The sequence below is a fragment of the Desertivirga arenae genome, from assembly GCF_017355785.1.
GTDB lineage: Bacteria > Bacteroidota > Bacteroidia > Sphingobacteriales > Sphingobacteriaceae > Desertivirga > Desertivirga arenae.
In genome coordinates this window covers 724,783-738,079 of the sequence record NZ_JAFEWE010000001.1, presented here as the reverse complement: position 1 = coordinate 738,079, position 13,297 = coordinate 724,783, and the positions used below count along the sequence as shown (strand labels likewise).

Annotated in this window: 8 protein-coding genes; 7 read left to right on the top strand and 1 reads right to left on the bottom strand. The window is 44.4% G+C overall.

Translation table 11 applies throughout. The features are described from left to right. Positions 1-87 precede the first annotated feature (87 nt). The 6 genes from J4N24_RS02900 to J4N24_RS02875 are packed head-to-tail and all read left to right on the top strand — an operon-like array spanning position 88 to position 7,695. Complete coding sequence (locus J4N24_RS02900) at positions 88-2,382, top strand: right-handed parallel beta-helix repeat-containing protein (protein ID WP_207532126.1); 2,295 nt, start codon at positions 88-90, stop codon at positions 2,380-2,382. A gap of 21 nt (positions 2,383-2,403) precedes the next feature. Further along, on the top strand, positions 2,404-4,125 hold the full coding sequence (locus tag J4N24_RS02895) for a glycoside hydrolase family 3 protein (RefSeq protein WP_207532125.1): 1,722 nt from the start codon (positions 2,404-2,406) through the stop codon (positions 4,123-4,125). 7 nt (positions 4,126-4,132) lie between these two features. Continuing rightward, the gene (locus tag J4N24_RS02890) at positions 4,133-5,536 is read left to right on the top strand and encodes an alpha-L-fucosidase (RefSeq protein WP_207532124.1); all 1,404 of its coding nucleotides are present in this window, start codon (positions 4,133-4,135) and stop codon (positions 5,534-5,536) included. A 4-nt stretch (positions 5,537-5,540) separates the two neighbouring features. Beyond that, entirely contained in the window at positions 5,541-6,191 is a 651-nt protein-coding gene (locus J4N24_RS02885; RefSeq protein ID WP_207532123.1) for an SGNH/GDSL hydrolase family protein, read from the top strand. A 25-nt stretch (positions 6,192-6,216) separates the two neighbouring features. Continuing rightward, positions 6,217-6,552: an L-rhamnose mutarotase gene (locus J4N24_RS02880; protein ID WP_207532122.1), complete on the top strand. Its 336-nt coding sequence runs from the start codon at positions 6,217-6,219 to the stop codon at positions 6,550-6,552. Between the two features lie 15 nt (positions 6,553-6,567). Beyond that, a complete protein-coding gene (locus J4N24_RS02875; protein WP_207532121.1) occupies positions 6,568-7,695 on the top strand; it encodes a glycoside hydrolase family 88/105 protein in 1,128 nt (375 codons plus the stop codon). 21 nt (positions 7,696-7,716) lie between these two features. Here J4N24_RS02875 and J4N24_RS02870 read toward each other — a convergent pair whose 3' ends face one another. Continuing rightward, positions 7,717-9,093 carry a M20/M25/M40 family metallo-hydrolase gene (locus J4N24_RS02870; protein WP_207532120.1) on the bottom strand — a complete coding sequence of 459 codons (1,377 nt, stop codon included), beginning with the start codon at positions 9,091-9,093 and terminating at the stop codon, positions 7,717-7,719. Between the two features lie 366 nt (positions 9,094-9,459). Here J4N24_RS02870 and lacZ point away from each other — a divergent pair, with 366 nt between their 5' ends. Further along, a complete protein-coding gene (gene lacZ, locus J4N24_RS02865; RefSeq protein ID WP_207532119.1) occupies positions 9,460-13,101 on the top strand; it encodes a beta-galactosidase, LacZ type in 3,642 nt (1,213 codons plus the stop codon). Positions 13,102-13,297: the final 196 nt, after the last annotated feature.

The window sequence follows — 13,297 nt, the reverse complement described above, 5'->3', positions numbered from 1 at the left end:
TTGAATATGTTTTTTGCAACATTTCCAGGGGTCAGGAATAAGAATCAGAAATACATTTGTTCCCATAGTTCAAACATCACTAACCAAATGATTCTAAATTTCAGGAGACAAAGATCGCTGTTCTATTTCAAGGCTCTACTCTGTGTCTTGTCTTTAGTCTTTTTCAGAGATAAGCCTTTGTTCTGTCAAACGAACAGGAGTTTAACTATGTATGTGTCGGTTAATGGTAGTGACCATAATTCAGGTACCAAGACCGCTCCATTAAATTCCATTGAAGCAGCCAGGAATAAGATCCGGAAGATGAAAGGTTCGGGGACTCTCCCGCCAGGAGGTGTTAAGGTGATCATCGGAAAGGGAGATTATCTGACGCCGGAAGGATTAGAATTTTCAAAGGAAGATTCCGGAACCCCGATTGGGCCTATTCAATATGAAGCAGAAGAAAAAGGGAAGGTTAAGCTAATTGCTGGCAGACTTATACCCCTGGATCTTGTTAAGCCAATTAGTAAGATGACGCTGGTGAGGATCCATCCAAAAGCTGATCCGGAGAAACTGTTCGAAATAGACCTTAAGGGCCTGAATTTACACAATGCCCGCCGTTTTGCACCTGCCAATTGCTTTTCAGACAGCTGGCATATAATCGATTTTTTTATCAATGATAGGAGGCAGCCACTCTCGCAATGGCCAAATCCGGAAGAAAATATCAGAAATAACAATGATCCAGGCTGGGTAACCTGCAATGGATCGTTTGACAACAAAACATTTTTTTATGGTACAGGAGGGAAACCGGAAGATAAAGACCAGGTAAATGAACTGGACCTGGACGGATCAGGAAGATCAGCGCGCTGGGAAGCAGCATTGAAATCAGGTCATGAGCTTTGGCTCAAAGGCTTTTGGCGTGTGCCCTGGGAACCTTTTACAATAAAGGTAGAAGGTATTAAAATAAATAGCAATACCATTCAATTGAGCGAGGAGCCCGATGGGGGAATGGGATCTAAATATAGTAGTATTGCTAGTCAGAACCCTTTATGGCGGAACGGGACGGGAAAAGAGAAGTGGCGGGCGATCAATTTGCTTGAGGAGATAGATTACCCGGGAGAATGGGCATTGGACGTAAATGAGCAGAAGATCTATTTTTATGCTCCGGCAGCATTAGAAAGCCTGGACATCATGATAGCTGATACAGATAAACCTGGAATTAGAGTAACGGGCAGTTCTAACCTTAGATTTAGCGGACTTTCAATATCTGGTACACGTTTGAATGGTGTGGAACTTATCGATGCTTCCGGGATTCAGATTGCAGGTTGTTCAATAAGCAATGTCGGGAATAATGGGCTGATAGTAAAAGGAGGGAAGGATAACCGGCTGAGAAGTAACGACATTTTCCAGACAGGTGGGGCTGGGATTCTTATTGCGAATACAGGCAACAGAAAGCAGCTGCTGAACTCGGGGGTGATGGTAGAGAATAATCATATCTATCAAATCGGCCAGCTTTCTTTTCGGGAGGCGATCCAATTGGCTAATAGTGTAGGTATTTTGGTCAGACATAACCTGATGCACGATATGCCTAAGAGTGCCGTGAGGACAGACATGGTGAACAACTGTATCTTCGAATACAATGAAGTTCATAACATCGCCCTTGGCGAGAGTGATAATGGCGCTTTTTACAATTACGGTGGCTGGAGTACCTACGGCAATATCTTTCGCTACAATTTTATCCACCATATAAACCGCTCGAACGGCTTCTATTGTGATGATGGTGACAGTGGGGATATTTTTTACAACAACATCGTTTATGATGCTATTGACGCGATCAAATTCGGCGGCGGACATAGCAATATTGCAAAGAATAATCTTTTCATCCGCTGTAAGGATCAAGGGATTGACGACAGGGGAATTGCCCGGAACTATAAGTTAGGCAGCCCTTATGAAAGCCGGCTTCTGGAAATGAATCCATTGCAGGAACCCTGGAAGTCTTATGGTAAGAGGATAATGGCCGAGTATGGACTGAAAACGAACTTATGGTCTGATATTTTTAACCCGGCCTGGCATCCCGAATATCCTAACGGTTGTGCTTTAATAGATAATGTTTCCGTGCAATGCGGCCCTTATCTTAAACCGAAGCATGGCGATGTACAGATCAGGGGGAACCTGGAAGTTTCGAGCCTTGAACAGGCGTCTTTTACGAATAGTGAAATGCTCGACTTTACAACGAGTAATCGGGCAATCCTTGAGAAATTTCCAAAGCTAAATTCTGTTCTTCCTGCCGTCGGTCTCCGGAAGGATCTGTTCCGCATGGCTCTGCCTTCACGCAAGGAGACAGGAGGTTTACAAAACCGGGGAAAGGCAGGAAATGAATGGGATGAGGATCAGCTGATTAAATAATCTTTCTAAAAAAAAATATTCATGAGATTTAAACTTACCACATACCTTTTGGTATTGGCCTGCACTTCTTTTGCTCAATCAAAAAAGGAACGAACCAGTGACGATTGGAAGAAATTAAGCTTACGGGAGAAGATAGGGCAGACCATGCTGATGCTTCCCGACAGGGAATCGGAACTGCGTCTGGGAAACGGAAGCCTGGAAACTTTCTTTAAAAAATATCCTGTTACTGGTTTTTTCATGGGCTGGAAACTCTTCGTTAATGTGCCCGAAAACCAAAAGGTGGAGCATCTGAAGAAATCGGTACTTGCCTATCAAGCGGCCAGCAAACTTCCCCTGCTGTTTCAGCAGGATTACGAGAATGGCATTTCTCTTCCGGGGATGACTTCCCTGCCAAGGGAAATGGCACTAGGGGCTGCAAACTCACCCAGGCTTACCTATGAGTATGGTGTGAGCCTGGCGAAGGAAGCGAAATCCCTGGGAGTAAAGTGGGTACTTCATCCTGTTGCTGATCTTAGTATCAATCCTTTAAATCCCATTGTAAACACAAGGGCCATATCTGATGATCCAGACAAGGCGATCCGCTTGTTAAGCAGGCAAATAAAAGGTTTACAGGATAATGGGGTGGCAGCCACTATAAAACATTTTCCGGGAGATGGAATAGATAGCCGGGATCAGCACCTTACCACAACTTCGAATTCTTTAAGTATGGAGCAATGGAGACAGTATCACGGAAAGGTATTTCAGGCGCTGATCGACACAGGCGTGGCGGCCATTATGCCGGGGCATATTACCTTGCCGTCCTATCAGAAACAGAAATTGAATGGTTTCTTCCCGCCTGCCACACTTTCTCGCGAATTGCTTACAAATCTTCTTAAAGAGGAAATGAATTTTAAGGGAGTGATCGTTTCTGATGCTATGACCATGGGAGGATTCAGGGGTTGGTACCCTAATCAGCTGGAAGGAGAGATTCAAAGCTTTCTTGCCGGGGTAGATGTACTTTTATGGCCCTCGTACGAGTTCTTAGACACTGTTGAAGCCCGGATAAAGCGTGGAGAAATACCAATGGCCCGATTGGATGATGCTGTAAGCCGTATATGGGCTATGAAGAAAAAATATGGTTTGATGAATAAAGATAATCAGCTGATCAGGGAAATGACTCGGGAAGAAAAACTTAGCTCGGCCGCTACCGCACGGGGAATCTCGGAGAAGGCAGTTACCCTGGTACGCGATCGAAATTCGACCATCCCTCTCAGCCCTTCAAAGACAAAAAAGATATTAGTGATAGCAGTCACCACCGACAGTCGCAAAGGGGGTGACGGGGGCCTGGAAGTGTTAAAGAACTTTGCTGCGGGTCTGGAAAAAGAAGGATTTTCAGTAGATTTCCAACGAAACTTGTTATATGAAACTCAGGGATGGACGGAAGATGTAAGCACGAAGTACGATAAAGTAATTGTTGCTGTTGTCCGTCAAACCCATACACCATTCGGGCCATTGCAATTGTACGACGATGAGGCGCAGACGGCCTGGGGAGTAAATGCGATGCCCAAAGACAAAGTGATCGTTGTTTCCTTTGGAAGTCCTTATTTGTTGAACGAATATTTTGAACGGGTTAATACTTGTATAAATGCTTATTCAAATGGCCCGGAAATGCATAATGCCGTTGTTAAAGTACTTACCGGACAACTAAAGGCTGAAGGAGTATCTCCGGTAAAGCTTGAAAGAAAAGATCAGCCTCTTAACTGAAATTAACATGGGTAAAACACATTTTATAAGAAAAATAGCATTTAGCATTTTATTGGCTTCGAGTCTTCATCATGTAGACGCACAAGAGTCCCGTAGCCCGGATAGTCCGGCATGGCCCAGGGAAACTGAGAGTCAGAAAAACCAGCGTATGGAGTGGTGGAGGGATGCCCGCTTCGGGATGTTCATTCACTGGGGCCTATACTCTGCTGCTGCCAGGCACGAATGGGTACAAAATAGGGAGAAAATGAATGGAGAGGAGTACCGGAAATACTTCGAAATATTTAATCCCGACTTGTACGATCCTATAGCCTGGGCAAAAAAAGCAAGACAGGCAGGAATGAAGTACGTAGTGATCACTACTAAGCATCATGAAGGATTTTGTTTATGGGATTCGAAGTATACAGAGTTTAAAGCCACAAAAACACCAGCAGGGAAGGACCTTCTAAAGCCACTGGTCAATGCCCTGAGAGCAGAAGGGATAAAGGTTGGCTTTTACTATTCCCTGATCGACTGGAACCATCCTCATTTTACTATAGACAGGAACCACCCGCTTCGCGAAGAAAAAAACGTCGCTTCTTTAAACCAGCAACGCGATATGAAAAAATACCAGCAGTATCTGAAGGATCAGGTGACTGAATTGCTTACCCAGTTTGGAAAGATTGATGAGCTATTCTTCGATTATTCCTATCCTGGCGTAAATGGTAAAGGTCGCGATGACTGGGATTCTGAGGGCTTGCTTAAACTTGTCAGGAAACTGCAGCCGGGCATCATCGTAAATGACCGCCTGGACCTAAGTGAAACCAGCTGGGGCTGGGACTATAAAACTCCTGAGCAATTTATGCCAGCTAGCTGGCCCAGTATCAGTGGAAAAAATATACCCTGGGAGACCTGCCAGACCTTTTCGGGTTCATGGGGTTATAATCGCGACGAATATTCATGGAAGTCGGAGAAGCAGCTCATTGCCATGTTGATTGAAACCGTAAGTAAAGGTGGAAATTTGCTATTGAATGTCGGCCCTACAGCAAGAGGATTATTTGAGGAGAAAGCCGACGAAAGATTGACGGCGATAGGCAATTGGATGAAGTTAAATAACCGCTCCATTTATGGCTGCACCCAAGCCCCTGCCATTTTTGCAAAGCCGGATAACTGTCTTCTAACCTATAACCCGGTTACAAAGCGGTTATATATCCATGTATTATCCTGGCCCTTCAAATCCTTGCACTTGAAAGATTACAAGGGGAAGTTTAAGTACGCTCAGTTGTTGAACGATGGTTCAGAAATTAAATTTAAATCCGATATTAAGCCAGGGAGTCACACCACGGAAACTACGGGAGAGAATGATGTGATCCTGGAGCTTCCGGTACGTAGTCCCGAGGTGGAGATTCCTGTTATTGAACTTATTTTAAACTAAAAATATGAAGAAACTCGTAGTCCTTTCCCTGTTGTTGGCCTTTGTGATGGCTGGTTATGCACAAACAGGATCGCGCTGGGAAAAAGAAATAACTGCCTTTGAACAAGAAGACGCCCAGAAGCCCTTAAAAAAGAAGCTAATCCTTTTCACTGGTAGCTCATCCATCCGACGCTGGGAAAACCTCTCTTCATACTTTCCTGATAAACAAGTATTAAACCGCGGCTTTGGAGGTTCGCAAGCCAGCGATCTGTTGGAGTACGCCGATCGCATAACCGGGAAGCATAAAATTAAACAGATCCTGATATATGAAGGTGACAATGACCTTGCTTCAGGTAAAACGGTAGACAGAGTAGTGGGGGACCTAAAACAAATCATAATTCATTACCAGGAGAAGTATCCCAAGGCAACGGTGAGCGTCCTTTCTGTAAAACCAAGTCCCGCCCGACTGCAATTAGTTCCTCAGATAAAGGAGCTGAATGAGCAGATGAAGGCCTTTATGCTGTTAAGGAAAAGAGCTCAGTTTATAGATGTTTTTAGTCCCTTGCTGAAGGAAGACGGAAATCCAAAACCAGAGATCTTTGTTTCTGATGGCATTCATATGAATGCTCAGGGATACCAGCTTTGGGCAGCAGCAATAGCTCCTTATTTAAAATAGAACTAACCCTAAAATAGCTTAGCTCATGAAGAAGTATTATTTGACACTGGATCTGAAACAGGATCAGACTTTGATTAACGAATATATTTCCTGGCATAAAAAAGTATGGGATGAAGTTAAAGAAAGTATCAGGGCCAGCGGGATCACCGATCTGGAGATCTTTTGTTATTCGAACCGCTTATTTATGATTATCACTGCAGATGATTCTTTCAGCTTCGAAAGAAAATCTGCAATGGATGCATCCAATCCTAAAGTGCAGGAATGGGAAGAGTTGATGTGGAAATATCAGCAAGCCCTTCCCGGCGCTGAGCGAGGGGAGAAATGGATGCTGATGGAGAACATTTTCAGTTTGAACAGTTAGGAAAATTATACTAAGATGCTAAAAAGACTTTTCAGCTTCGTCATTCTCTTTTTAATCATTTTCACTTGCCAGGCGCAAAGCCCCTCCAAAATTTGGGGAAATTGGAAAAAAGGATACAGTCCTTTGGAGGTAGGAAATAAGCTAAGCCTTCGTTTTCTTCAGAGTCCGCATACCAATTACGGACGTGCGGAGCCTCCTAAATTCGTAACCTATCCAGAAGTTTGTACCTGGTTTGGGGCTCTTAAATTTAGCAGGGCCGGTAGGATTCCGCGACTTACAGCGGAATTGGAGAAGAGATATGTGAAATTGGTTGAGGAAGAATCGGCGCTGCTTCCCGTTCCAAATCATGTCGATTATACTGTATTTGGCGCCCTTCCATTGCAACTATATCTGCAGACGGGGAAGAAGAGTTATCTCAATTTCGGCAGGGAATATGCTGATAAGCAATGGGACAAGCCCGAAGGACAGGTGATCCCGAAGGAAGGACTTGCCTTTGCGGAAAAGGGCTATAGCTGGCAAACTCGTTTATGGATAGATGATATGTTCATGATCAACGCGGTACAAGTGCAAGCGTTCAGGGCTACAGAGAATAAGAAATATATAGACCGGGCTGCAAGGGAAATGGTCTTGTATCTCGACTCATTGCAAAAACCGAACGGCCTGTTTTATCATGCGCCCGACGTCCCTTTCTATTGGGCAAGAGGGAATGGATGGATGGCTGCTGGTATGACCGAGATACTAAAATCGCTTCCGGAAAGCAATCCAAATAGAAAGCGCATCCTTGAGGGTTACCAAAAAATGATGGGCACCTTGTTGCGCTACCAGACAGAGAAAGGGATGTGGCGGCAGCTGATTGATGATGAAGATTGCTGGACCGAAAGTTCAGGAACAGCCATGTTTGCTTATGCTATGGTTAGTGGCGTGAAGCGTGGATGGCTTAAAGATGAGAAATATGCTCCTGCTGCAAGGAAAGCATGGATCGCGCTGGTGGATCTTGTTGAAGAAAACGGTGATGTGCGCGATGTATGTGAAGGCACAAATAAAAAGAATGACCGTCAGTTCTACCTGGATAGAAAGCGATTGACCGGAGATATGCATGGCCAGGCACCTGTGTTATGGACAGCAGCAGCCCTACTGGAGTGATCAGGGGTTGAAGATCTTATTCTACAACCCATACTTATCAATCAAATAGATGAGCCCGGCCATTGAAAATGCTCCTAGTTCAAGTTCTCTCTTGTTCACCGTCTCGAAAGTATCGTTTGCTGCATGATGCAGGTCGAAATAGCGCTGAGAGTCGGGAAGTAATTCGCCAATTGGTGTGCCTATGGCTTCCGCGAGTTTTCCTACGTCGACACCTCCGCCCTGAGTGGTAAAATCATATACATCATAAGGGCGGAACAGAGGAGTCCAGGAGATGATCTTATCTTGTTTCTCCTTCGGCATGCTAAAGCCAAAACCACGTGGTGTAAAACCACCGGCATCACTTTCTAATGCGAAAACATGTTGCTCTGCCTTAGCTTTGGCTATTTCGGCATATTTCAACCCCCCGCGGGCACCATTTTCTTCGTTGGCGAACATCACAACACGTATGGTACGCTTCGGTTTAATGCCCAACGCTTTGAATGCGCGGAGTACTTCCACAGCTTGCACGCAGCCTGTACCGTCGTCATGGGCGCCTTCATTTACATCCCAGGAATCCAGGTGGCCACCAACTGTAATGATCTGGTCTGGAAATTCAGTGCCCTTAATCTCGCCGATCACATTATGCCCTTCTACCTCAGGTAGCATTTTACAGTTTGTTCTCAAGTAGAGCTTCAGGCCGGTCTCATTCTTAAGGGATTTGCTTAGGAGATCTGCGTCTTCCAGTCCGATTGCAACGGCCGGTATCTTTGGAAGGCCTTCTTCATACCGCAGAGAACCAGTATGAGGGAAGTTATTCGCGCCATGAGTCATAGATCGTACTATAACCGCCGCTGCCCCATATTTTGCCGCCCGGCTGGCCCCTTGTCCCCTATATTTTACTGCATCTCCATACGATTCGAAAGTCCGGATGAACTCGGGCCGGAAATGATAATTATAGAATACGATTTTACCTTTTACTTGCTCCTTCTTTGCTTCCAGGTCTTCAAAGGAAGAGACTTCTATTACAGGAGCAGTAATACCTGCAGGGCTGCTGCCAAGCGAATTACCTAGGGCTAGTACATTTAGTGGAATACGTTTATTTCCGCGAGCTGAGATCATACTTGCCTCTTCTTTAGCTCCTCTTACCCAGTGGGGAACCTGGCAGGCCTGAGTATAGACCCTATCGGCTCCTGCCTCTCTCAATACTTTTTCTCCCCATTTCTCTGCCTTTATCATCTGCGGAGAGCCTGCTAAGCGGCCACCTATTGTCTTAGTAAGTTCTCTTAGATTAGCATATGCTTTACTATGTGTAAGTACTTCTGTAGACAAGCGACGCAAGGCTATAGAATCATTGTCTTGCTGCTGAGCAAATACTGGAAGGCTGAGGGGGAATAAAGAAGCTAAGAGGAGAGATCTCATATAGGGACGAATTTAATGAACACGAATTTAATGAACACGAATTACGCTAACTACGCTAATTAGCACGAATTGAATGAAGTCGAATTACGCTGATTTACCCGAATCGTACCAGCATGATCAGTGATTCTGTTGTTAACTACAGCCTTAAAGGTACTACTTAGACTTGTTACTGCATGGTATTATTGTGTTTTAGTTTTGTATTCTCCGGCCAGCGCTTGTGTTGAATGAAATGAGATAGGATCGGAAGGATAGTACAATATTTAATTCTTTAAGTGCTAAAACTCTAACTTTCCTCCCTATATCTTTGCTAGGCCTTCAGGAATAAATTGAATTTCTGCTGTATTTCAACCGCTATAATCACACACCATGATAAACTTCGAACGATCGTTCTGTCTGTTGTTTTTTTCGCTAACTTTTTCTTTTGCTGTAAGTCCTGCATCCGGGCAGGTATTTGACAAAACGAAGCAATACAATCTTATAAGCGCCGTAGGGACGGTTGCTGATGTTGGAGAAAACCCTGAAAATCTGAGCCAGATTTCTTTATCAAAGCAAGATCAGAAAAAGAGCTCTCAGGCCTTTACCTTAACCCGGCTGGGAAACGACCTTTATTGCCTTGGAACAATAAAGGCTCCAAAAAATCTAGACAATGGCAATTTTGGAGCTGGAGTTGAAGGAGCTGCGGTGCTTTGGGATAGTGAACCTGAAAACCGGAATCAGCAATGGCTGCTGAAGAAGAATGCCGATGGGAATTTTTCCTTCACAAGCATTTCAAGCGGAATGAATCTCTCTGTGCGACTGACAGACGGTCGTTCTGTTCTTTACCAGACTAAACCTGATCCATCAGACCGTACACAATTTTGGACTATAAAAGCTTTAAAGGAGAACTTTCTTATTCCTAAAAGAGAAAAGAAAACCGAGTGGGAAAATGAGGAGATCTTTGCAGTAAATAAAGAGGCTCCTCATGCTACCTATATTCCCTTTACTTCTGAGAACGCTCTTCGTAATGATCCTTCATTCTCAGATACGGGCAGTATTACGCGATCATCTCTTTATCAATCGCTTAATGGCGAGTGGAAGTTCAGTTGGGCAAAGCAACCTGAAGACAGGGTAAAGGACTTTTATAAGGAGAACTTTGACGATGGTAACTGGAAATCGATCCCGGTTCCTTCCACCCTAGAAATGCTTGGTTACGGTACTCCCATCTATACTAATATCACCTATCCTTTTAAAAATGATCCTCCCTGGGTGATGGGAAAGGTGCCGGCTGATTGGACAGTAGCAAGGGAACCAAATCCCGTAGGTTCTTACAGGAGGGAATTCAACATTCCGGAAAACTGGGATGGCCGTGAAGTATTTATAAATTTCGATGGAGTAATCAGTGCGATGTACCTATGGGTAAATGGCAAGAAGGTGGGTTACAGCGAGAACAGTTTTAGTGCTGCAGAATTCAATATAACTCCTTACATCAGAAAAGGCAATAATTTATTGGCAGTAGAGGTATATAAGTATAGCGATGGGAGTTACCTCGAGGATCAGGATATGACCCGGTTCAGCGGTATTCACCGCCGGGTTTATATTTATGCTACTCCCAAACTGCATATGCGGGACTTTTTCCTGAAGCCACAATTGTCTGAGGACTATACTTCAGCTAAACTTCTTTCCTCCATAAAACTCAGGAATTATGGAAAGGTATCAGCTAGTGTGGCTACGCTTAAGCTTAAATTATTTGATGCTGAAGGAAGAGAGGTTTCGACCCATGGAAATGCGACAGCAACATTGTCTGCATTGAAGCCTCAGGAAGAAAAATTGCTTGAACTGGCTGTGGAGCTAAAGCGGCCGAAGCTATGGTCGGCTGAAATTCCTAATCTTTATACTGCTGTGCTGATCCTAAATGAGGGTAAGGGCAATCATGAAGAAGTGATGAGTACCAAGATCGGGTTCAGACAGGTGGAGATTAAGAACAGTCAGCTCTTAGTTAATGGAGAGCCCATCTTACTTAAAGGAGTGAACCGGCATGAGATCCATCCAACCCTGGGTAAATCCGTAACCACCGGGAGTATGATTGAAGACATCCGCCTGATGAAACAAAATAATATCAACACCGTCAGGAGCTGTCACTATCCTAACGACCCGCTATGGCTTAAACTCTGCGATGCTTATGGCTTATATATCCTTGATGAAGCGAACCACGAAACGCATGGACACCAACGAATTTCGGCCTATCCTTCCTGGAGGGCGGCCATTATTGACCGCGAGGTTAGGATGGTGGAAAGGGATAAGAACCATCCATCAGTTATTATATGGTCTTTAGGTAATGAAGCAGGAAGCGGAGACAACTTCGTGGCTGCCCGGGAAGCAGTCAGGGCCCTCGATCTTTCCCGGCCCATTCACTATGAAGGCAGGAATAGTGTGGCGGACATCGAATCGAATATGTATCCTTCCGTCGACTTTATCATTGAGAGGGGGAAAGCGACTTCCGAGAAACCTTATTTTATGTGCGAGTATGCACACGCCATGGGAAATTCTGTTGGAAACCTGAAAGAATATTGGGATGCTATCGAATCCCATAATCGTCTTATAGGCGGATGTATTTGGGAATGGGTGGACCAGGGTTTGGAAAAGCTGGTACCTGGAGATAGATTAGGAAGGAAGTATTACGCTTACGGTGGAGATTTCGGAGACAGGCCTAATGATGGGACTTTCAGTATAAAGGGACTGGTAACATCAGACCGTAAAGTTAAACCTGCGCTTGAGGAGGTGAAGAAGGTTTATCAGTACTTGAAATTTGAAGATGCTGGAATAGCCAGCCGGAAAATAAGGATCATCAATAAATACGATTTCCTGGATCTGAATAATTTTTCCCTATTCTGGTCTTTATCTGAAAATGGAAAAACTATCGAGGATGGAGAGCTTCCTCCAACAGATCTGGCTCCAAATGCTACAACCGAGCTTACTATACCATTTAAGCAATCTTTACTTAAGCCAGGGGCTGAATATAGGCTGATGCTGCAAGCGCGCACCCGTGAGAGCTCATTATGGTCTGAACAGGGACACCGGGCTGCATGGGAACAATTTCTGCTACCTGATACTCATCCGCAAGTTTCCCTGCCTGCTTCAAAGAAGGCGCCCTCTTTAAAGCTTACAGATGAAGACAGACAGGTGCATGTAGCAGGAGAAGGTTTTAAATTAAGTTTTGATCGTGGTTCTGGTAAAATCTCGCTTCTGCAATATGGGAACAAAGTTTTTATCAGAGATGCAGCAAATGGTCTTGAATTTAATCTTTATCGTGCAATGATCGATAATGACCACACGGGCGACTGGGGCACGGAGTACGATACCAGGAAGTTTGGTTTCGATAGCCTTAAGTTCGAACTTGAGGATCTGCAGACGAAGAAGACAGGAAGGAACCAAGTGTTAATTAGTACCAGGACTAAAGCAATTTCCCGGTCTGGTTACAAAGTTGGTTTGGAAATAAATTATCTCATTAGTGGGAACGGAAAGATAGATGTTGACGCTACCTTTAAACCCGACACAACCAGTCTTTTTCTGCCTCGGTTGGGGATGAGGATGCTTTTGGAGGAAGGATTGGATCAGGTGGAATGGTATGGCCGGGGGCCACACGAAAACTATATAGACAGAAAGGAGTCTGCAGCCTTTGGAAGGTATAGCCGGAAAGTTTCAGAAATGGTGGAGCAATATGAAAAGCCACAGGCCATGGGAAACAGGGAAGAGGTGAGATGGGTGAAATTATCCGGTAGCGATAGCGATGGAATAGTGATCAAGGCTAAAGACCATTTCAGCTTTAGTGCCCTGCCTTATACAGACCAGGATCTCGGGACTGCAGCCCATTTGTATCAGCTGAAGCCGCGGAAAGAAACAGTCCTAAGTTTGGATTATAAGCAGATGGGGCTTGGCAATGGAAGTTGCGGACCAATACAGCTCCCGCAATATCTCGTGCCTGTTTCTCTGGCTAAACTTTCGTTTTCGATCATGCCAGCAGATCAGTAAAATAAAGATGCAAAGAATGTTCGCCGGGCAGGCATTCTTTGCATTTTAATAAATCTGCTTCTCAAAACTATCTCTGACCTTCCATAAAAACTTTTCATAATATTTTGCTAAATCATTTTAGTTCCTACCTTTGATATTACATAATTGAACTACCAATACCAACTGAACGAAGCTCCGGGATCAATGCATGCATTGT